This window comes from Mesorhizobium sp. LNHC252B00, from assembly GCF_000502955.1.
GTDB lineage: Bacteria > Pseudomonadota > Alphaproteobacteria > Rhizobiales > Rhizobiaceae > Mesorhizobium.
This window is the reverse complement of the sequence record NZ_AYWO01000052.1, coordinates 1-22,151: the sequence shown is the minus strand read 5'-3', so window position 1 is coordinate 22,151 and position 22,151 is coordinate 1. Positions and strand designations below refer to the sequence as shown.

The 22,151-nt window shown below is 58.8% G+C and carries 14 protein-coding genes and 7 pseudogenes; 17 read left to right on the top strand and 4 right to left on the bottom strand.

Features of this window, described 5'->3' with window-relative positions:
• Positions 1 to 437 (bottom strand): ABC transporter substrate-binding protein (locus X744_RS0138880; protein WP_245266874.1); only part of this gene is annotated, 437 nt, incomplete at its 3' end.
• A 1,548-nt stretch (positions 438 to 1,985) separates the two neighbouring features.
• On the opposite strand from X744_RS0138880, the gene X744_RS140765 reads away from it, so the two are divergent.
• From X744_RS140765 to X744_RS1000000175720, 15 genes and pseudogenes are all read left to right on the top strand, one after another.
• Positions 1,986 to 3,041, top strand: coding sequence for a LysR family transcriptional regulator (locus tag X744_RS140765; protein ID WP_023762957.1), 1,056 nt, complete (start codon positions 1,986 to 1,988; stop codon positions 3,039 to 3,041).
• Positions 3,042 to 3,305: 264 nt separating this feature from the next.
• A pseudogene (locus X744_RS1000000173075) lies at positions 3,306 to 3,536 on the top strand (IS21 family transposase); the annotation flags it as partial.
• Between the two features lie 616 nt (positions 3,537 to 4,152).
• Positions 4,153 to 4,548: pseudogene (locus X744_RS1000000173070) on the top strand (hypothetical protein); the annotation flags it as partial.
• Between the two features lie 355 nt (positions 4,549 to 4,903).
• Positions 4,904 to 5,593: pseudogene (locus tag X744_RS1000000175725) on the top strand (lyase family protein); the annotation flags it as partial.
• Between the two features lie 411 nt (positions 5,594 to 6,004).
• Positions 6,005 to 7,261: a sarcosine oxidase subunit beta family protein gene (locus X744_RS140785; protein WP_031261396.1), complete on the top strand. Its 1,257-nt coding sequence runs from the start codon at positions 6,005 to 6,007 to the stop codon at positions 7,259 to 7,261.
• 9 nt (positions 7,262 to 7,270) lie between these two features.
• Complete coding sequence (locus tag X744_RS140790) at positions 7,271 to 7,537, top strand: sarcosine oxidase subunit delta (protein WP_023762950.1); 267 nt, start codon at positions 7,271 to 7,273, stop codon at positions 7,535 to 7,537.
• A complete protein-coding gene (locus tag X744_RS140795; protein ID WP_023762949.1) occupies positions 7,534 to 10,497 on the top strand; it encodes a sarcosine oxidase subunit alpha family protein in 2,964 nt (987 codons plus the stop codon). Before X744_RS140790 ends, X744_RS140795 begins: the two co-directional genes overlap by 4 nt.
• Positions 10,490 to 11,023 (top strand): hypothetical protein, encoded by a 534-nt coding sequence (locus X744_RS140800; protein WP_023762948.1) that lies wholly within the window; start codon positions 10,490 to 10,492, stop codon positions 11,021 to 11,023. The genes X744_RS140795 and X744_RS140800 overlap by 8 nt, the downstream gene beginning before the upstream one ends.
• 466 nt (positions 11,024 to 11,489) lie before the next feature.
• Positions 11,490 to 12,866: an MmgE/PrpD family protein gene (locus X744_RS140805; protein WP_023762947.1), complete on the top strand. Its 1,377-nt coding sequence runs from the start codon at positions 11,490 to 11,492 to the stop codon at positions 12,864 to 12,866.
• 673 nt (positions 12,867 to 13,539) lie between these two features.
• Positions 13,540 to 13,824: pseudogene (locus X744_RS1000000173060) on the top strand (sigma factor-like helix-turn-helix DNA-binding protein); the annotation flags it as partial.
• 357 nt (positions 13,825 to 14,181) lie between these two features.
• Positions 14,182 to 14,562 carry a transposase gene (locus X744_RS1000000173055; protein ID WP_084025771.1) on the top strand — a complete coding sequence of 127 codons (381 nt, stop codon included), beginning with the start codon at positions 14,182 to 14,184 and terminating at the stop codon, positions 14,560 to 14,562.
• An 11-nt stretch (positions 14,563 to 14,573) separates the two neighbouring features.
• Positions 14,574 to 14,720, top strand: coding sequence for an IS66 family insertion sequence element accessory protein TnpB (gene tnpB, locus X744_RS1000000176335; protein WP_023762945.1), 147 nt, complete (start codon positions 14,574 to 14,576; stop codon positions 14,718 to 14,720).
• 297 nt (positions 14,721 to 15,017) lie between these two features.
• Complete coding sequence (locus X744_RS1000000173050) at positions 15,018 to 16,076, top strand: site-specific integrase (RefSeq protein WP_245266872.1); 1,059 nt, start codon at positions 15,018 to 15,020, stop codon at positions 16,074 to 16,076.
• Entirely contained in the window at positions 16,073 to 16,486 is a 414-nt protein-coding gene (locus X744_RS01000000170555; protein ID WP_023762942.1) for a hypothetical protein, read from the top strand. The genes X744_RS1000000173050 and X744_RS01000000170555 overlap by 4 nt, the downstream gene beginning before the upstream one ends.
• Positions 16,411 to 16,686: a tyrosine-type recombinase/integrase gene (locus tag X744_RS1000000175720; protein WP_245266871.1), complete on the top strand. Its 276-nt coding sequence runs from the start codon at positions 16,411 to 16,413 to the stop codon at positions 16,684 to 16,686. The genes X744_RS01000000170555 and X744_RS1000000175720 overlap by 76 nt, the downstream gene beginning before the upstream one ends.
• 14 nt (positions 16,687 to 16,700) lie before the next feature.
• Here the strand turns inward: X744_RS1000000175720 and X744_RS140815 are convergent, their stop codons facing one another.
• From X744_RS140815 to X744_RS1000000173045, 3 genes and pseudogenes are all read right to left on the bottom strand, one after another.
• Positions 16,701 to 17,816: an IS110 family transposase gene (locus tag X744_RS140815; protein WP_084025770.1), complete on the bottom strand. Its 1,116-nt coding sequence runs from the start codon at positions 17,814 to 17,816 to the stop codon at positions 16,701 to 16,703.
• Between the two features lie 262 nt (positions 17,817 to 18,078).
• The gene (locus X744_RS140820; protein ID WP_156938651.1) at positions 18,079 to 19,212 is read right to left on the bottom strand and encodes a phosphotriesterase-related protein; all 1,134 of its coding nucleotides are present in this window, start codon (positions 19,210 to 19,212) and stop codon (positions 18,079 to 18,081) included.
• 1,256 nt (positions 19,213 to 20,468) lie between these two features.
• Positions 20,469 to 21,090, bottom strand: a pseudogene (locus X744_RS1000000173045) (IS630 family transposase).
• Positions 21,091 to 21,294: 204 nt separating this feature from the next.
• Here X744_RS1000000173045 and X744_RS01000000170550 point away from each other — a divergent pair.
• Positions 21,295 to 21,537 (top strand): annotated as a pseudogene (locus tag X744_RS01000000170550) (IS21 family transposase); the annotation flags it as partial.
• A gap of 38 nt (positions 21,538 to 21,575) precedes the next feature.
• Positions 21,576 to 21,983: pseudogene (locus X744_RS140835) on the top strand (ATP-binding protein); the annotation flags it as partial.
• Positions 21,984 to 22,151: the final 168 nt, after the last annotated feature.

The window sequence follows — 22,151 nt, the reverse complement described above, 5'->3', positions numbered from 1 at the left end:
GTCTTGTCATCCTTTTTTGAAATATCCTTAGTTCGCTCCATGAGCAACTGCCCGCTGGAAGTCTGGGTCCAGCGACGGATTGAGGCGACACAGTCCGCTGCCGTGACAGAGGTGCCGTCATGCCAGCCCAGACCGTCCCGTAGTTCGAATGTATAAGTTTTCTTATCGTCGGAAACTCCCCACTTCCCCACCATTTGGGGCTGCGGCAATAGCTTTGAGTCGAGCGAGAATAGGCTGTCATAGATGGCTAGGGCGTGATCGACGGTGCTCCCAGCCCCCGAAAAGTACGGGTCCACAACGCCAAGCTCCAGTGTCTTAACCATCCGCACAGCGCTTGCGTCTGTCAGGGTCGTCTGGGCCCGTAGAATGGAGGGCATTGACGCAGCCGTTCCAGCGGCAAGGCCAGCCCTAATGACATCGCGTCGAGAGATTCTCATATTCCAGTTCCCCTTCGATTGGCGGCGCGGTTAATCCTCGCCTCTTAGCTTTGTCGAGACCACGAGTGAGGCATTCCATCTGCGAGGCGACAGCCCCTCAGTTCTCGATTGAATTACCTCGTCGGGACACAATATCCTTAACAGGATAATAGTCGCCGGAGATGTCTTCACGCCAAAGTGGGGCGACTGCTGCAATACCGCCTGCAGAAACTGCTATTTTTTGAAATGTCGCAGCCACTGCTCGACGCTTCGGCCTTGGCGCCGGCGCGAGAGATGGGACTTCTCGGCATATGGGGCCTCTGCGTTCTGTGAGTCGCTGTTGGTATTGGATGACCAGCCCGAGAGCCCGCGTGATCTTGGGAGGCGTCGAGATGGTCCACATGATGCGCAAAAACCATGCGATGTATGCCTCCGATGAGCAGTTATCCCTTGCGGCTCAGTTTCGAGCGGCTCGCCGCATAAAAGCCCCAAATGGCGGCGAGATTTGAAACGGCTCAGCCTAAGGGGCGCGCGCTGACCACAAGAAGGCGGTGATGTGGCAATGCGCATTCGTCTCCTTTGTCAGGGTGAGCAACGAGGACAGGCTTGCGCCTGGTGACGGCGGGCTTGCGTCTGGGCAGAAGGCCCGCGCCCAAGCAGTTCATAGCGCATCGCAACGTAGCCTTCACTTTTTCGATGCCGCTGGCCTCCGGCTCGCGTGTATACGAAATCCATCGCAAAGCGAGGCTGAGCTCCCATCGACCCCCATTCAGCGCTCGGCGCGCATTCATAACTGGCGCAACCCCGGCGCTCGCAAAGATCCTCCTCGGTCGTAAAGTCATAAGCTCTGATCCATAGGCGAGTTGACGCGAGAGGCGGTCTCGTAGCGGTGGTCATCCGGCGGAAGTGCTTGAGGCAGAAGAAGCACTCGATCAGATTGCCCCGGGGGGTCGCGTTCTCGATCGACGGAGCGCTGGATGAGCCACCGCGAGCCTTTGGAATGTTCGCCCAGCAGCAGGCCTTGTGATGAACGCCATAACGGCGTTGCTGTCATCGGTGTGATCGGGGGTTCACCTCGGCGCGGCGTCGGATCATAGCAGAAGGCGAGTCCTGCCGCCACATCCAGCGTTCAGGCCCGCCGCGATCCTCCTGCGGGCAGTTGCCGTCTCCTCCCGTGCGGGCTGGATAGCGAGTGCCCAATTTGACGCGGAATTGCAGGATAGAAACCTCGTCCTCACAGGCAACTCCCCACCTATGTGACCTCGGGAGGGACTGCCGTCTCCTGCCTCGGTCATACGCATCCCGAGGTTGTCATCGTGTGAAAGAAGAGTTTCCATACGACCAGAACACGCCCCTGCGCAGTTCGTCCACACAGCCCTGCAAAGCGCGATCCTGATGCAGATGACGTTCATCGACGCCAGCCGAGTCCGCTGCAGAGTGACTGACTGGCGGAAAGACGCGAGAATCACCTGTTCCCCCTTCCGCGACCAAAAGCCTTAATGGGTATTTTGCAGAGATTGCGGCGGCGCCCAATCCGGCCCTTGCACAATCCCAATTTCGTCACTAGTAATGGAACTACTGAGGAACATAAGACTAGGCGATGGCAGCATGCCTCTCCCAGATTTAAATGCGCTAGAAATCGCGTCAATCGTCATCGAGGAAGGTAGTATGAGCGCGGCTGCTGCGCAATTTGGCATCACGCAATCTGCTGTGTCTCAAGCGGTAAAGCGAGCAGAGGCTCAGGTTGAGGTGACGCTGGTGCATAGAGACCGCCGCCCGCTGATGCCCACCGAAGCTGGCCGGGTGCTCGTTGCTCATATTCGCGAGATCACGACACGGGCTGAGCGCGCAATAGACGAGGTGAGGGCAACGGCTCTTCGGCCGGAGCGACAGGACCTTAGACTGGGGATGGTGGACACCTTTGCGTCGTCCGTCGGGCCAGTCTTAATCCAAGACCTTATGGAAGGCTCGATCGCGCTGCGAGTCACCGCATTATCCGGTCTCACTCACGCTCACGCTGACGCGCTCATGCGCCATGAAATCGACGCTGCGATCACGTCGGATCCGCTGGAGGAACTGGACGAGTTAATGCGGTTCACCCTGTACCGCGAGCCTTTTGTGCTGGCTGCTCCCGTGACTTGGGGGGACACGCTACGCAACCATCCACTCAGAGACATTTTGTTCGAGCATCGTCTAATCCGTTACAGCGCGCGATCTCATATGGGCATGCAGGTGGAGCGGCACCTTCGGCGGCTTCGTATCGAGCATCCGCAGGTTCTGTCCTTCGACACCTCGGATTCGTTATTGGCAATGGTCGCCGGAGGCGTTGGAGTTGCGATCACGACACCACTTTGCCTTGTTCAGGGTGCGATTCACATGCCTGCTTTGTCCGTCCTTCCGCTTCCAAGCCCAGGTTTTTCGAGAGAATTGACGCTTGTGACCCGCCGCGGGGAGTTTGACACACTAGGCCCGAGGGTTGCTCAGGCTGCGCGTGATATGCTCACCAAACACACGCTACCCGCAATCGTTGGCCACATTCCTTGGCTGGGGCAGATGGCAGACGACATGGTCTGGAAGGCTCCCTTCTCCGAAGGAAATCATATCGAAGGAAATCATATCGCCTGAAAAACGGCTTCGGTTTTGTAGCGGGTATCGCTGTGGGCCATCAAAGAGACAGTACAATTCAAGCCTTTCGTGGGTTCAGGTCACCTTCAGCGTGCAGATTCCGAGGCATGCCGCCCCCTCGTTCCGAGAATTAACCGCCCCCTAATTCCGAGATTATTCCGCCCCCCTGAAGGGGCGGGTGTTTGGGCCGTGAGCTCTGCCGGCTCAAGGTCGCTTTCTTTGGGTTGCCGAGGAAAGGACGAGATGGCGGCGGAGAGATTAAGCATGCGGCGTGTCCGCGAGATTTTGGGATACCGATTTGAAGAGGGTCTTGGCCACAAGACGATCTCGTACCGGGTGGGGGCGGCGCCTTCGACGGTGCGCGAGACATTGCGTCGTGCGGAGGCGGCGGGACTTTCCTGGCCGCTTGGTGAGGAGGTCAGCGACGCGGTTCTGGAAGCCGCGCTCTACAAGGCGGCGGGCACGAAGACGGGCCATCGCCGTGCGCCCGAACCGGCGCAGATAGTGCCGGTAGTGATGGATGGACGGGCGCAGGCCCCGCTCTTCGCTAAGGTAATCAAAGAATCCCGGCACCTGGGTAGCGAAAGGGATCGGCCAAGCTGTTCTACGGCTGGTGTTATCCGACTTCGAGACGACCTGGCTAAAGAAATGCCGCACAATGCCCCCGACGAAGTTGCGATCGCGTCGACACGCATCAGCAGATCGATCGGCGCGACGAGTGAACAGCCAATCGTCGATGAATGGCTCGATGAGCGCCTCGGCTTGTTCGACCTGATCGACATTGCGGGCCGCGGTGAACGCTGCAAACTTCGTCAGGTCGGAACCCGTCGGTAGATGCTGCGTACCGCGTAACCCCGCTCACAAAGCGCCGTGACATATTGGTCAATCGGTCAATCTGCGACCCGAGCCAGCAACCCATGATCCCATCGACAGTCCGCGGCTTGACGAAAAAGCGTTCCAACATGGCAACCTCCATTCCAAAGTAGGGAACCGGAGGATGCGCTTCTGTTGCTGCCGCAAAGAGATGTGCCGTCTTTAGCCGACAGGAATGTCTAACGTCAGTACCTTACCGACGGTAGGCCACATAACCGGGCTGGAAACAAAAGCCGGATCGGCCAACGTCGCCGTGATCAAGGCCTGCCTCTACGATCCGCAGGTCAACCGCTCACATGCTGAGATGGCGACCCATTACGGCAGCTCGGTGCTGCCGTAATGGGTNGATCCGCAGGTCAACCGCTCACATGCTGAGATGGCGACCCATTACGGCAGCTCGGTGCTGCCGTAATGGGTCGGGGCGAGGCGGCGGTGCGGATTGTCGAGCGCTGGCTTCTGGGCCGGCTGCGCCACCGTGTCTTCTACAGCTTGGCCGATGTCAACGCGGCGATCGGCGCGCTGATGGCCGATCTGAACGATCGCCGGGTGCTGCGCCGTGTCGGCCGGACCAGGCGGCAGGTTGTTCGAGGAGATCGACCGCCCCGCGCTTAAATCCCTGCCGGCCGAGCGCTACGGCCATCACGTTCGTCGACATAGCCGAGACGCTCTGCCAAGGCGACTGAAAGGCGCTCAATCCCAAGTTTATGAGTGCTTTGTAATGTGTTTGGGTGAGTATATTTCACAGTTGATCACAACGGCACCGAGCTCATCACGCTGAAAAATAACGACCCATGATTATACAATGTTTTTCTCCATAGCCACTCATGGCTGGACGCTGGCTGTCACGCCTCTCGGGCACTAACTCGCCGGCAATCATTAGCGGAAATAATGCCCTCAAGTGAATTGCGTTAAGTAGCCCTTATTTGGTTTATTTTTCGTGCGCTATTTGCAATGCTCCGCCCAGTGAGTTTTCGCATTTGGGGATACCCATGCCACAAACAAGAAAAGATACTGACAGCCTCCGCACGCTAGAGATTCCTGCCGACGGCCTCTACGGCGCTTTCGCTATCCGGGGACAGGAGAACTTCGACATCTCCTTCCGCAAGCGGAGGGATACACCCGAGCCCCTGAATGCTCTCGGGCACATTAAGCAAGCCGCGGCTGCCGCGAACCGAGATCTCGGAGCTCTGGACGCTGACATTGTGGATGCGAACACTAGAGCCTCGATCGAAATTCGGAACGGGCGCCACGCCGAGCAGGTCATGGTGGATCTTCTTGAGGGATCGGTCGGCATCTGGATCAACATGAATGTCAACGAGGTTATCGCCAACCGTGCGCTTAACATCCTCGGGCAAAATCCTGGCACAAACAGCCGGGTCCACCCGAATGTTCACGTCAATGCTCGTCAATCGACGAACGAAGTTCTGCTAGCCGCCGTCAAGCTGGCGGTCCATGACAACGCTGAAGCTCCTGTAGATGCGCTCGGGCAGCTTGCCGCACGACTCGAGGAACGGGCGAAGGCCTTCGAAGATGTCCTGCGTGTCGGGCGAACCTGCATGCTGCCTGCACAGCCGACGTGCCACAGACAAGCCTTCGGAGGTTACGCGCCGTCGATCCGGCGCCCAGAGCAGAAACTCTCCGAGGCTCGCGACGGAATGCGTGTTCTACCGCTTGGCGGAGCGGCTATCGGTACGGGTCTCGGTTCCGCACCGGACTGTCGCGCAGCCGTTTATCGGAAACGAGGCCGCAGTGTCGCTGGCATCACTACAGGGCCAACTGGGGATCAATCGCGTCGAGCCGGTAATTGCTTCCCTTCTGTTTCAACTCCATCAAGCCCTTGGCGAAGCCGTCGCGCATCTTCGTCGACAAATGCATCGCCGGAATCGAAGTGGAAGAGGAGCGGTCCCTCAAAAATCTGCTGCAATCGTCAGGCCATCAACGGCACTCGTGTCGAAACTTGGATACGCCGAGGTGTCCGAACTCGTGCAGGCATCGGAGAAAGAACGCCCTAGCCACTGCACGCGGACTCCTGAGCCGTGACGAGGCGCTCAGGGTTAGTGTAAAGGCCCCGATTATCGCGAGGAGATCGCATGAGTCACTATTCCGCCCTTTCAATTTTGCGCCACGGTCTCAGTGGCAACAAGCACTGGTCACGGGCGTGGCGAGACCCTGCTCCAAAGCCGAGCTATGACGTTATTGTTGTTGGCGGTGGTGGTCATGGATTGGCCACAGCTTACTACCTCGCCAAGGAGCATGGCATTCGCAACGTGGCGGTCCTTGAGAAGGGTTACCTCGGCGGCGGCAACACCGGTCGCAACACAACGATCGTACGCTCAAACTACATGATGCCCGGCAACACGATGTTCTACGAGCGCTCAATGCAGCTCTGGGAGAACCTGAGTCAGGATCTGAACTACAACGTGATGATTTCGCAGCGCGGTCAGTACAACCTGTGCCATTCACCTGCCCAGATGGACGCTGCGCGCCGACGTGGCAACATCATGCGCGCCAACGGTATCGACGCCGAACTCTTCGACCGGGCGGAGGTAATGCGTCGGATTCCCTACCTTGACTACTCACCCAATGCTCGCTTCCCGATCCATGGTGCGATCTTTCAGTCACGTGCCGGCACGGCTCGCCACGACGCCGTAGCGTGGGGCTTTGCGCGCGGAGCCGACAAGCACGGTGTCGATCTCATTCAGCAGTGCGAGGTGACGGACTACATCTGGGACAAGGGCAAGATAGTCGGCGTGGAGACGACGCAGGGACCGATCCGGGCCAAGAAGGTAGCGCTGGCCGTTGCGGGCCACACTGGCCACTTGGCCAAGAAAGCCGGCCTTCGCCTGCCGATCGAGACCCACGTCCTTCAGGCATTCGTTACCGAGCCCCTGAAACCTCTGGTCGATAGCGTGATCTCCTTTGGAGCTGCGCACTTCTACATCAGCCAGTCTGACAAGGGTGGCCTTGTGCTCGGCGGCGATCTTGATGGCTTCAATTCTTACGCCCAACGCGGTGGCCTGCCGATCATCGAGTATACGCTCCATAGCGCCAAGGCCCTCATGCCTTCGCTTTCGCGCCTTCGCCTGCTGCGTCATTGGGCCGGCGTCATGGATATGTCTATGGATGGATCCCCCATCATAGCCAAGATGCCGGTTGAAGGGCTCTGGCTCAATGGTGGCTGGTGCTACGGCGGCTTCAAGGCAACGCCTGCATCCGGCTACTGCTTCGCGTGGACGATCGCCAAGGGCGAACCTCATCCCGACAACGCAGAGTTCACGCTCGAGCGCTTCGAGCGCGGCTACCAGATCGATGAAAAGGGCGTAGGCCCGCAACCGAACGCCCATTGAGGTCCTATTATGTTGAGAATTCATTGCCCCGTCTGCGGCTGGAGGGACGAGACCGAATTCACCTACGGAGCGGATGCGACTGTGCGCCGGCCGGATGTGAACAATGTCGACCCAAAGGTCTGGCTCGACTACGTCTTCATGCGCGACAATCCACGCGGCCCGCACAAGGAATATTGGCACCACGTCACCGGGTGCCGCCAGTGGGTTGTTGTTGAGCGCGATACGCTCACGCACGAAATTTCCGGATCCTATCTTGCTCGTGAGGTGGTAGGATGACCGCGCGCAGGCTCTCCTATGGCGGTCGCATCGACCGCTATCGCACAATTACTGTAGAATTCGATGGCCGGTCATTCGCTGCTCACCCAGGCGATTCGTTGGCTTCAGCACTTCTGGCCGGCGGCCAAACAATCTTTGCCAGAAGCTTCAAGTACCATCGTCCCCGCGGTCTAATGGCCGCCGGCGTTGAGGAGCCGAATGCGCTCGTGCACCTTCGCGATGGAGCACGGCACGAGCCCAATGCACAGGCGACCATGGTTGAGGTGTTCGACGGACTTAAGGCAACGCCGCAAAACGCCTGGCCGAGCCTGCGGTTCGACATCGGAGCGGTGAACGGAATGCTCTCCCGCTTCTTTGGCGCGGGTTTCTACTACAAGACCTTCATCGGGCCCTTCAAGGGTACCGGATTCTGGATGTTCTGTGAGAAGTTTATCCGTAGCGCCGCAGGCATGGGGCAAGCAACCACGCTCGGCGATCCCGATCACTACGAAAAGATCAATGCGTTTTGCGACGTTCTGGTTGTTGGTGCGGGACCGGCGGGTATTGCGGCCGCACTTGCCGCTGGGCGAAAAGGTGAGAACGTCATCCTCGTTGAGCAGGACCACTCCGTTGGCGGAGCGTTGCTTAGCGCGGTCCCGGGTGGCGTGTCCGATGTGTGGCTGAAAAAGGCGGAATCGGAACTGCGAGACATATCGAATGTTCGCATCCTCACCCGTACGACAGCATTCGGTGCCTATGACACCGAGGTGTTCGGTCTTGTCGAACGGTCCCAAGACCACGTCAAAGCGCCAGAGGTCGGTAAGCCGCGTCAGCGTTACTGGCTGGTTCGCTCCAAGCGAGCCATACTAGCAACGGGGGCGATCGAGCGACCTCTAGTGTTTGCCGGAAACGACGTGCCCGGCGTAATGCTTGCGTCGGCAGTGCGCAAATACTTGAACAGGTATGCAGTTTTGCCGGGCGATCGGGTGCTGGTCGCTACGAATAACGACAGCGCCTACGTAGCCGCGATCGATCTTGCCAAGGCGGGCGCGAAGGTTATGCTTTGCGATTTGCGGCAGAAGGGTCCGAAATCCCTTTTCGCCCGCGCCAGGGCTGCGGGGATCGACCTGAAACTTGGCCACGGTATCGTCAAGGCCGAGGGCGGTAAGAATGTGCGAGGAGCGCGCCTGATAGCCGTCGACGCAAAAGGCAAAGCGTCGGGCAAAGAAATCTCGGTTTCTTGCGATCTCATCGCTACGTCGGGCGGTTGGGCACCAGCGCTACACCTTTGGAGTCAGCGTTTTGGCAAGCCGGAATATCATTCCAACCTTGATGCGTTTCTACCTCCAGCCGAACGTGGCGCCTTCACATGTGTGGGCTCGCTGGTGGGTGCAACCTCTGCCGCCGAATCCGCAATGCAGGGTCACACTGCCGGTGGCAGTGTGGGAAAGCTGGACCCGCTGCCAGAGGAAGATGACTTCTGGGGTCGCGGACTTCTGCCGACGACGGTCATCACAAGGGCGAACGGTACCACTCCTGGTAAGGCGTTCGTCGACTTCCAGCACGACGTGAAGCTTGCCGACATCGATCAGGCCCATATGGAGGGCTACGTGTCTGTCGAGCACCTCAAGCGCTACACGACGTTAGGTATGGCTGCCGATCAGGGTAAAACGTCAAACCTGAACGCACTAACCCGAATGGCATCACTACGAGGAGTGGACGTTCCAAACGTCGGGGCGACGACTTTCAGGCCTCCCTATACACCCGTCACAATCGGCGCGATCGTTGGTAACGATCACGGCCTCCACTTTCAGCCAACGCGGCTGTCAACGATTCACGACTGGCATATGGAAAACGGCGCGGAGACAATCGAGGCAGGTGCGTGGTTGCGTCCTTGGTACTATCCTGCCAAGGGCGAAACACTTCGCGATAGCTATATCCGCGAGGCCGCCCATGTCCGCGAACACGTCGGCATTGTCGATGTATCGACCCTCGGCAAGATTGCCGTGCAGGGGCCGGATGCTGCGGAATTCCTGAACCGCGTCTATACGAACGGGTTCAAGACCCTGCCTGTGGGGCGTTTGCGGTATGGCGTGATGCTTCGTGAGGACGGTTTCGTTCTCGACGACGGTGCAACCGCACGTTTGGGTGAGAACGACTACTTCATGTCGACCACCACAGCGAACGCAGCCAAAGTGTTGGCAGGGGCCGAGCTCCTGCTTCAGGCCGCCTGGCGCGATCTTAAGGTCCACGTGACGACGGTGACAGACCAATGGGCGGCGATCGCTATCGCAGGTCCGAAGTCGAGAGCTGTCCTCGCCGATCTGACCGGGGCGGACCTGAGCAAGGAGGCGCTACCAAACAACCACTTCACGAACGTGGTCGTCGATGCCGTGCCGTGCCGCTTGCACCGCATGTCCTACTCAGGCGAACTAGCCTACGAAATCTATATTCCGGCAAAATCGGGCCTAAAGGTTTGGGAAGCCCTCATTAAGGCTGGCGTGCCCTACAAGCTGAAGCCATACGGCACGGAAGCGATGGGTGCGCTGCGCATCGAGAAAGGACACGTTGCCGGCTCGGAGATCGAAGGCCGCACGACCATGAAGGATCTTGGCCTGGAAGGCTTCGCCTCCAGCAAGAAAGCCTTCATCGGCTCCGTTCTTCGTAGGCGTCCGCTTCTCGAGGATCCCGACCGCCCATCGCTTGTCGGGCTGGAAATTGTGGGTGATGTCGGGGCGAAGGCTGGTTCGCTGCTCTTTGCAATGAATGTGCCCAAGAAGGGGCATGGAGAAGGGTGGGTCTCGTCCGCGACCTATTCGCCGGCCTTGAAGAAGAACATCGCGCTTGCACTGCTCTCGCGAGGTCCCCAGCGCTTTGGGGAGACAATCGAGGTCGTTGATTTCGTGGGCAATCAAACGCTGCAGGCGAGAGTCGTCTTGCATCACTTCTTCGATCCGGAAGGACATCGTCAAAATGGCTAAGAAACACAACCTTCCGCTTCGCGGCGTCAACAGTGACGGTGCTTCCGTCCAGGTAAACGAAGTCGAAGTCGGATACCTCGTCCAATTGGCAGGCTGGGGCAATTTCGCGGATGCCGCCGACAAGGCACTTCGTAGCCAATCTCTCTCAATTCCGACAGACTACCGGGCCCCGGTCAGTCGTGGAATGATGACCGTTTGGCGCATTGCACCGGACCGGGTGCTTGTACGATCCGACTCGAAACTCGAGTTCGCAAGTACGAATGACCTCGTCGCCCTCGATCTCTCCCAAGCACGTGTTTGCCTCACGCTTGATGGCCCCGGCACGGCCGGGCTGCTGAGTCGTGTAATCGCACTCGACTTCGACGAACTCTTGTTTCCAATCGGAACGTTTGTTCAGACCTCGCTTCACCACGTTGGCGTGCTTGTTGAACGGCAGAGGCGTGACCAGTTGACCGTCATCATTCCGACGACGTGGGCTCGATCACTCACAGACTATCTCATCTCGCATCTCGCGCTGGCGGTCTGATAGTTTCGGAGAGAATGGGCTGATCCCCGCGCGGCCAGCAGTTCGACGTCGCTGTCCCTCATCAATCCAACTGAGCCGACGCGTGATGGCAGGAGCAGAGGTTAGCAAGCAGCCATTCCGGCAGATGCAAAGCTTGCTTTTTACAGGATAGAAAGCAGTTCGCGCAGGTATTCGAAAGGTACAACTTTGTCCTGACGCTCTCTCTACGCCGATTGGCTCAGTTGAGGTTGAGGAGAGTCAAATTCCGATGTGTCGCTTCTCCAGGTATTGTCGACTTACTTGGATTTCTCCGTGGTTTCGATTCCTTTGCCAGGGCGGGTCAATCTACCGCAAACCTTCAAATCGTTGGCGCTGAAAGCCACGACATGCGGCTCCTCGCGAGATAGTTCCAGACAATCCTCGCTTCTCGTAGAACCCCGCGATCATCCTCAATGGACGACCGCGCAGCAAATTGAGAGAAAATCCAATGACCTCTTCCCAGTTTATCGAAAAGGCAGCTGACTTTGTTGTTGGTGCACGCTCGGCGCAGATTTCTGATCAGACCGTTTCCGCAGCGCAGGAGGCGTTCGTCGATTACCTCGCGGTTGCGCTGGGTGGTTGCAACGAGCCCGTATCCAACAACGTGTTCTCCTGGGCTTCCGAGCGCTCGTTTGGGTCGGTGTGTTCCATAATCGGACGGACTGAGCGGCTAGATCCGGAGAACGCGGCCTTCTGCAACGCGGTTGCGGGGCATGCTTTGGATTTTGACGACACCAGCTGGTCGACGATCGGTCACCCTACAACGGTCGTTGCTCCAGCGGCAATTGCAATCGGCGAGACAGTCAATGCATCCGGTCGAGATGTCCTTATTGCCTACCTTGTGGGTGTGGAAGTTGCCCACAGACTTGCGGATGTCTCCATGCCGCACGTGTCCGAAAAGGGCTGGCACACAACTAGCGTCTATTATGCAATCGGAGCGGCCGCCGCTGCATGCGTCCTGCTCGGTCTCGATCACACGACGACAATCAGTGCACTCGGGCTTTCGATTTCGCGAGCAAGCGGCGTGCGCGCAAATTTCGGAACCCAGGCTAAGCCATATCATGCCGGAATGACTGCTCGAAACGGGCTCGAGGCTGTGTCACTCGCGAGGGCCGGCGTAACCGCGTCCGCCACCGCCATTGAGGGTGCCGACGGCTTCCTGGATTGCTTTGCCGGCAACTCAACGTCATATGTAAAACGGATAGCTAGCCTGACATTCGGAGCGCCTTTCGATCTGGTGTCTCGAGGCGTGGCCTATAAGCGATACCCCTGCTGCAGTGGGTCACATCCGGCGTGTGACTTGATGTTGGAACTCGTGGTTGAGCACAACCTGAAGCCCGAAGACATTGCGGTTATCAATGTCGGCGTAAGCTTGCTCGCAGAACGAGAACTCATATGTCACGAACCGAGCACGCCGCAGCAGGCTCGGTTCTCCATGGAGTTCGCCTTGGCTGCCGCGATAGCGAAACAAGAAGTCACGCTAGCCACCTTCCATTCGGAAGTCGTGGCAGACGCGCAAGTGCGCGATTTGATGTCGAAAGTTCGGTTGCGGCTTGATGACGAGCTAGCGCAGCTTGGGTTCATCGGTACAGCGCCAGTAAAACTCGAGATTGCGCTTATAGACGGTCGGGTGCTCCGATCGTCTCGCGATTTGGCAATTGGCAATCCCGAGCGGCCATTCTCTGACAGTGACCGCAAGGGCAAGTTCATGATGTGTGCCGTGCGTCAACTGGATGAGAAGGCCGCGGCCCAGGCATACGATGCTTTGCAGCGGTTCCAGACCTGGAACGACGTCCCAACAGGATTACAAGTCGTTTGTCGATGATACACCTATGGAGTAGTCCGAAATGGACAAGTCACTGTGTCGCTACCAGAGAGATGGCTTTGATTGTCGAAGATATCTTGGGTTAGTGTGCGGGGGGAAGGCACGGCGGCAGCCGATCGCTTTCTGCAGATTTATAGACTTTCCTACATATACGAGAACGGTGTACGATAACGGTGCGCGCCAGTCGACGGTTCGTGCGTATCACTGGTGAATATGACCATGATCAACCCAGTTCAAGTTGGTTATGCTATAGCGCGGCGATCTGGAAGAGACGTGCGCGACAATCTAGGGGTTCTTCCGCATATTTGGTGCAGGTTGCGGGATTCACGGACGGTGCGAATAAGTTCATGTCGGAATCGCAGTCGACGCCGTGATTTGCCCGTGCTCCATGCCTTCCGCTCGCTGATTTTACCCGAGCCTTTCGATTGTCCAAATTCTGCCGGAGGCCGAGAGGGTGGTGCTTGTGGCCCGACCGAAGGCGATGGACTCGTGCTGTCTGCGGGTTTCGGAAAAGTCCGGACAGGCTTTCCGGTAATCTCCGGACAGGGTTTTCAGTAATTCCCGGACAGCGATTCCGCTAAATCCCGGACAGTTTCCGGCGGCGGTGTGACGACGGGTTCGCGGCTGCGCCGTCTTGCGGGTAGGCCTCTCAGGACAACGTTGAGAGGGGTCGATGCCGAGACGGAAGCAAGCAAGACGAACGACAGTGAGGGATATCCGGACGATCCTGCGCCTGACCTATGGAGAGGGTCTTTCGGTGCGCGAGATTGCCGAGCGGCTGGAGATCGGCAAGCGCTCGGTATCGACCTATTTGCTGCGGGCCCGGGAACCTGGGCTTTCCTGGCCCCTGCCAAGCGGGTGTGATGACGATGCAAAGCTGGAACGGCTTCTCTTCGGCCGCGCCGGTCGCCCACCGCAGGATCTGAGTGAACCGGACTGGCCCCTGGTTGCCCGGGAGCGTCATGACGTACGCATCCGAGCAAGGCCGCCTTGTAGGCCTCGTGGGGGTTGCGCACTGACTGTCCTTGTTGAGGTCAATAAGGACAGTGCGGAATGGAACGGCTTGAGATTATCGATAGCGGTCGGCGGCGACGCTTCAGCAGAGAGAAGAAGCTCCAGATTGTCGCTGAGAGTTATTCGGAACCTGGCTTGTGCGCGACCACGGTACATATCCGAGCAAGGCCGCCTTGTAGGCCTCGTGGGGCTGCGCACTGACTGTCCTTGTTGACGTCAATAAAGCAGTGCGGAATGGAACGGCTTGAGATGATCGATAGCGATCGGCGGCGACGCTTCAGCAGAGAGAAGAAGCTCCAGATTGTCGCTGAGAGTTATTCGGAACCTGGCTTGTGCGCGACCACGGCGCNGCTTCAGCAGAGAGAAGAAGCTCCAGATTGTCGCTGAGAGTTATTCGGAACCTGGCTTGTGCGCGACCACGGCGCGGCGACATGGGATTTCTCGGTCGCATCTCTATGAATGGCGACGGCTGGCACGAGCGTGGCAACTGGATGTTGCGTCGCCTGCCAGCGGCTTTATCCCAGCACTGCTTGTTCCAGAGATAGAGCCGGCAGCAGGGTCATTGCCGCAGGCTGGCCGGATTGAGGTTGTCAGCGCAAATGGTCGCCGTGTGATCGTGGACCGCGATGTCGACGTTGAGGCGCTGCTTCGGATCATGCGCGGACTGGAGACATTGCGGTGAATCCGTTTCCGATGGGGGCCGGGGTCAAGGTCTGGCTTTCGACGGGGTATACGGACATGCGCTGTGGCTTTCCCTCTCTGGCGCTTCGGGTGCAGGAGGTTTTGAAGCATGATCCGTTGTTATGTGTCGGGCGAGATTATGTGGCGGAGCCGCCCTGACGCCCGTCCTACCAAGTCTGGAATCCTCCGCCACATAATATTTCATGCCTCTCTGACGGACGCGGGATTCCCCTGCGCCGCGATGCTGGAGGGGCAGGATGCTCGACTTCTATTTTTCGTATCGCAGGGTGCTCAAGCGCCTGCGTAGCGGTGCACTCGGTGGCGAGATGGATCGCCTCGCGGAGCATTTTTTTATGCTTGGTTATAAGCCAGCATCCGCCAAGATTTACCTGAGCCGGATTGCGCGCTTTAGCCAGTTTGCCGCGACGCTCTGTGGTCCGATGCCTATCCCTCAAGATGTCATCGACAGCTATTTGTGCACGTTTACTACTGATACTCCGCGCATCGGGGCAGTGTCGGCGCTGGGACACGCACGCCGATGCTCCGCTTCTGGCCTTCTTTTCGGACTATCTGCGCAGGGTGCGGGGCCTGGAGCCGAAGACCCGCGAAGGCGTTCTTCTGGGCGGCCGCCGCTTTCTGGATTGGTTCCGCCATCACCACCCCGGCCAAGACCTCGAGGCGTTGACGGCTGAACACGTCCTCGCCGCCGTTGAGCATCGGCTGTCGCTATCGGCGACCTCCGCCACCCGCACGGCGGCGATTTCTCACATCCGAACATTTCTTCGGTTTTTATGTTGGGCTGGCCACCATGAACAGGATCTCGCCCGCGTCGTCCCAAGCACGCCCCATTGGCGTTTGGCGCATTTGCCGCCGCGCCTTGCATGGGATGACGTTCGGCGCGCAATCGATGCGATCGGCGCAACGACGCCAGTCGACATCCGCGATCGAGCCGTCCTGTTGCTACTCGCCACCACGGGCATTCGCAACGGCGAGCTTCGCGCCATTCGGCTGCAGGATATCGACTGGCGTGCTGGCGAGGTTTTTGTCCGGCGCACCAAGGGCAAGCGTGATCGGGTGGCACCGCTCCTCGAGGAGACCGGCGCCGCGCTCGCCGACTACATCCTGCGCGCTCGACCGAAGGTGGATAGTCCGTATCTGTTCCTTTCCTTCACGCCGCCCGTGGGACCGTTCAAGTGCGCGTCGCCTGTCTCGAGGATCGTACGGAAGCGGTTGCGGCATGACGGGGTCGAACTCGGGCGGGTCGCAGGTGCGCATCTCCTGCGCTACAGCCTTGCCACCCNGTTGCGGCATGACGGGGTCGAACTCGGGCGGGTCGCAGGTGCGCATCTCCTGCGCTACAGCCTTGCCACCCAGCTTGTCAGGCAGCGAAGGCCGATCAACGAGGTCGCCGATATTCTCGGGCACCAGAGCATCAACACAACGGCGCTGTACGTAAAGGTCACGGCCTCGCAGCTCGCCGAGGTCGCACTCCCCTTTCCGGGAGGCGTGGCATGACCGCCTTCGCCCGCTTCCTCGGCGAGAAGGCCGAGCGGTATATCGAGTTGCGCCACTCCCTCGGCTACGCCTTCAGCAAGCAAGCCGGCACGTTGCGGGCTTTCGTCCGCTACGTTGAGCGCGCTCAGCTCGATGCCCCCGCCACTCGAGCGATGGCGCTGGATTTCGCCTTATCGTTCGGCGGCGCCGCCAACAGCCGCGTCACTCGCCACGGCGTGCTCCGCCGATTTTACGAGTATCTCGCCGTCTATGACGCGCGAACCGAGCCTTGGAGCGCAGAGCTTTCCCCACATCCAGAGCAATTCCGCCTCCGCGGATCCTCAGCGATGCCGAGTTGGCATCGCTCATCGAAGCATGCCGCCGCATCTCGCCGGGAACCCTTCTCAAGGGGCGGACAATGGCGACGCTGATCGGATTATTGGCGAGTTCGGGGCTGCGATCCGGCGAAGTGGTCAGACTCGATCGTTCCGACGTTGATCTCACCAACGAGGTCCTCCTCGTTCGGAAGACGAAGTTCCGCAAGGACCGTCTCGTTCCAGTTCACACGACGGCCCAAGCTGCCCTTCGTCACTACGCTGCCGGGTCCCGCCTCCGCCCATGCGCGAAATGAAAGCCGTCGCAGGTCTACGACCTGATCGCCTGCGCCTCCCGTGCAACGGCCCACATGAAGCCGGCCAGTTCACGGGCGATCGCTGTGCACACCACCGTTGTCCTCTTGCCTCGTCCGCTCAACATTCGATAGCGGGCGGTCAGCCGTGTTTGGGCCTTCCATGCGATCTCGCGCACCTTCGGTGGAGCTTGCTCCAGCCGGTACAGCTTCATCTTGCCTACCTTGGGAGGATGCCTGTACGTCCATGCGCTCTCGACCAGCATATGGCGAACCCGGCCGTTCCCTGCTTTGGTGATGCCGCCCCGTCTGACTGTCTCGCCGGTCGATCGTTCGCCGGGAACGAGGCCAAGATAACCCATGAGCTGGCGTGGGCTCTCGAACCGCTGCACGTCGCCAACCTCGGTGGCGAATGTCACGGCAACGATTAGGTCTACGCCCTTCAGGGTCTGCAGTGCCCGCACGATCGGCGCCAGGGACCAGGTCGCAATGAACTCCTCGATCACACCCTCAAGTCGCTCGACCCGCTCTTTCGAGACGCGGATCGCTTCGACCATTTCCTGAAGCGCGATCTGATGCGCCGGGTGATCGAACGGTTGCTCCTGCAGCCAGCGCAGATAACGCATAGTCCAGCCCTTCCTGCGAGGATAGATACGTCCGTGCTTGAGCATGAAGGCGCTCACATGCTGCCGGTGGACGCGAAGCGTCTCGACTGCGGCCGCCCGGGCGCGGACGAGATCCCGCATGGCTTCGTGGCCTTCATCGGGAACCCACACCGCCGTCAGTTCGCCGGCGCGCAGCAGTCGAGCCAACGCAAGAGCATCCCGGCGGTTCGTCTTCACCCGATCACCGGGCTTCCTTGGGATCAGCGATGGGGCGACCACCATGCATTCATGGCCGAGCGATCGGATCAGCCGATAGAGACCATAGCCGGTCGGACCGGCCTCGTAGCAGAAATACACCCGATCGAACTTGGCGGCGATCCGCTGGATAACTCGGCGCATGCTCACATCCGACGCGTCGACCTCGCCGAAGAAGCGAACCTCTCCCTCTCGGCCGGCGTCCGCAATCGCGATGGCGTTCCTCAGCTTCGCGACATCGATTCCGACAAATGCTTCCCTATAATCTGCCACGGCTCGTCCTCCTGTGATGAGGACCGGCTCGACCCGCCCGAGCAACCCTCGGACGCGCAGTGTAGGGCGAGCCACCTCACCGACAGAGGCGGACATACGGTCTTACGTGATACTGAAAGCTCCTCGGCTATCTCAGTGTCATCATCGCCGCCCCATATTGGCTGCGCCAGATGGGGTGGCCTTCCCGCTTACCGATCAACAGATCGCCTTTTCTGTAATTTCTTCTAATATACCGGCCAAAATAACGACGGCAGGTGTGTTGTTATGCGAAAGTCAAAAGCCGTACGGGATTCTCTATTAAGATCTTGCGCATCTCGGCATCTCCCAGTCCCTTGCGACGCATAATTGGAACGCATACGGACAGAATATGGTCGTAGCCGGACCCGCCGAATTTTTTAAGTCGCATTTTGTACGCAATATCGTGCGATACAACAATGCGATCCAAATGTCCCTTGTCTGCCAGTCTTACGATTAGTTCAACGCGTTGGGCATCGGTGATCCGGTCGATTGGGGCCTGTGGATAGTTTGGAGCGTCTGGAAAGTCCCAAGTGTCCATACCGAAGGCGTCAAATTCCAAGTAGCAACCCATCTTGCAGAGTTCGACAAGTCTTTCGATGTTCGCCGGCGCCTCGCGATCCATGTGGCAAAGCGCCACTCTGCTCAAATCTGCACCCGCTCTGTCCAAGATTTGAGCGATTTGATGGGGCGACTCGCGGTGCAGTCCGACATGTACGGAAATCGGAGCTCCTGTCGCCTTTTGCGCCTTCGCACCGGCCCGCAGAACCTTTTGCTCGTTCGGGTGCATAGGCCAGGAACACCCCAGTTCGCCAATGAGTCCGGCGCGGATCCTATCGCTGCCCACGCCATCTCGCACATCCGCAACAATCTCCCCACATATCGCTTCCTCGGAGATCTCGTCCATGTTCGCTGGATGCGACTGGTGGACATAGTAGCCCGCGCCCATAACTATATTGAGGCCGCTTGCGTCGGCGATTCTCTGCAAGGCTTTGGGATCCCGGCCAAGACCGATATTGCCGGCATCGACGATTGTGCCGCCACCTGCGTACTTGAATTCCAACAATTCTTCGACGGCCAAGTCGGGCTCGTCAAGCGTCAAATTGTCAAGATTGGACGTGTAATTTCGGCGTATCCATGTCAGTGTCTTCAGGCTCACCGGAGCTTTAACGAGTGACTTCTCGTGCGCCGCTTGGGGCGAGTGACAATAGCATGTAAGATCGACCATCAGATGTTCATGGATCATCGTGATACCGGCGTGGCCGGGAAGTATCGGCCCGTTAACCGTCTGTATCTCTCCTGGGTTTGCCGCCACACACTCAAAACTTGCCGGCCTTACCGCAACACATTCAAAATTTGACCGTTTTTCCCCGTTTCTCACATCAAATCTCCATGAGCACCACAGTCGGCACCCCTTCTAAAAGTGACACCGTTACCTTTTTCCAAGATACGACATGCTACCGCCCCGCGTAGGTGTTGCGGGCTTCGTCCATGGCTGAACGACGGAGAGAAGCACGCGTGAATGACATGTCCCTAGCAGTCCACTTTGAGACGCCATGTTTTCCATTGCGTGACAGAGGAAAGATTTACCCCAAGGATAATATTTGAAAACGTCGCCTCGCGTCAAAACGCGCAGGCTGCTGAAATACTTTGATCAAAACTGGTCTCGGTTTGAATGTCTCGACCATAGCTCGACAAGAGCATTAGGCAACTCGGGAATAAGGGGGGCGAATCGGCGGCCTAATGTGGACGTCTGGGAGCCATTGGGTGAGATGTGTCAATGGCCCCTTAATTGCGAGTGTCTATCAATCCGTTCCTTTCCGAGGTGTATGCCTCATGATGATGTTTGGGTCGGGTTCCTCAACGTGCGCAACGACATCCGACATCGACGTCTGCTGATTAACGGGAAAACAGGCCGCTCGGCGGCCCGAGATGGCTCGAATGACCGAGCCGATTCCGCGACCTTCTCCTTCCCTCAATCAAAGCTGGTGCGTCGACCCATATACAGTGGAGCAAGACCGCCATCTTGCGTGCGACCGCCACTTCCGCCTTCTTCATCCAAATGCGTTTCGACATAGCGCGCCCCAAGCTTTCGTCGTCGACCAAATCTTGTCCGATGTATCAGCACCCTGGCCGCCTCGTAGAAATAGGTTCGCATGAAGCGATCGCACCAGCGCGAGACGTGGCCGTTGATGTCCGTTTCGCCGGATTGTTTTCGCTGTGCCGTCAAACCAGGATCGGCCCGACCGCTGCGGCGGAACAGAAGCCGGAGGGTTATAGATGGGCTGACGGAATGTTAATGCCGTGACCACACCAATGCCGGGATTCGTCATCAGCCGGCGGGTGGTCTCATTCTCATGAGCAAGAGACCGTACGGCAGACCTGTTCGTGGATTGTCAGCAGCGCCTCGATCATGGGCAAGGAGGTGATGACCGTCCGCGGTTTGTTCCCTGACCTTGCGTTGAAACTGCAAACACGCCGAGCAACCGAACTGCAGCCCGTATTCTTTCAGCATCGACCGGACCTAATTTTCGAGATCGCGGCTGATGGCGACCAGCTGCGACCGCGCCGCCGGCACGAGTTGGCTGGCTCTCGGTGCTCTTGACCTTGACCTCGCGACACTAGAGAATGTCCTGTTTAATCCGGTTCATATCCTGCGGCTTTGAAGTAGTTGGCACTCGGCTGGGGTGAAGAGGTCGACGACCGTGCCGACCGCATCCAACAGAGCCTTGATGGTTCTCTCGGCCTTTGCTCGCAGCAGCGCCTTGAGTTTGGCGAAGGCGTTCTCAATCGGATTGAAGTCGGGACTGTAGGGCGGCAGGTAGAGCAGGCTCGCGCCTGCGGCCTTAATCGCGTCGCGCACGCCGGCGGCCTTGTGGGCGGGCAGGTTGTCCATGACGACTACGTCGCCCTCCGACAATGTCGGGACCAGCACCTGCTCGACATAGGCCAGGAACACGTTGCCGTTCATGGCGCCATCGTAGACGAAGGGCGCAGTCATGCCCGTCAGCCGCAGCGCTCCGGTAAAGGTTGCGCTCCTCGATCAGCCCGACGATGAAGGCTTCATGCGCATCGAGGCTGGAGGCGCGGCAGCGGCCCTGCGGGCGTGGCGCCAGTTCGCCGATCTTCGCCCGCGCAATACAGCGGATCGCGCTGGACACTCCCACGCCGAACCGCGCCACCGCTTGCCGCGCCGACATGCCCTGTCCGAAGCCTTCAAGACCCGCGACCGAAGCTCCCCGCTCAATGCTCTTCCCATCGTCCACCTCCATCCAGGTGGATGTTGAATCAGCACATAACGCAGCCCGTCACATCACAATCGATTCATCGATCACAGGACGTGCTCTAGCCGACGCGGACCAGCTCAGCCAACGCACCACAAACGCAACCCGATGCGGGTAGCGACAACGCAACAATGGCGATGTCGTTTGGTGCAGGCCGAACTATGCGACGATTTAAGGGGTATCCGCGCGAGACGCAGGAGATGGTCTTCGACGCCCATGATCGGGCGTTTGCCTTCTTCCGGGGCGCCTGTACGCGCGGCATCTACGACAACATTAACACGGCGGTGGAGACGGTCTTCGTCGGCAAGGACCGGCAATACAATCGCCGCTTTCTGCAGATGTGCAGCCACTATCTCATCGAGCCGGTCGCCTGCACGCCGGCGTCGGGCTGGGAGAAGGGACAGGTTGAGAACCAGGTCGGCTAAAAAAAAGTGTTTGATCCCGGGCTTTGATGGTGCGCACCGGCAAGTCGCATCTGGCCATCGCCATCGCGCGAGCCCTGATCCGCAACGGCGCACGCGGACGCTTCTTTAACGTCGTCGACTTGGTCAACCGCCTCGAGATCGAGCACCGCGCCGGAAAGCAGGGACGCATCGCAGACTATCTCACCCGGCTCGACTTCGCTGTGCTCGACGAGCTTGGCTATCTGCCTTTCGCCCAGGCTGGCGGGCAATTGCTGTTCCATTTGATCTCAAGACTCTACGAGCGCACTTCGATCGTCGTCACCACCAATCTCGCCTTTGGCGAATGGCCGAGTGTGTTCGCCGGTGACGGCAAGATGACGGCCGCGCTGCTCGACCGGCTCACCCATCACTGCGAGATCATCGAGACCGGCAACGAATCCTGGCGCTTCAAGAACCGCGCCTGATGATCAGGCCGTCACCAAGTCCCAACCGCGCTCGTCGGGCTGCGCAACCCGACCAGCTCCGCCCAGCGAGCGCTTACCGTCCCAGATCAATGAAGGGGTCCCTTTTGGGGTCTGACTCACATTTGATGATTTTGCATGGCGGCGTGGTGCTGTTTTCTGAGGGGAATC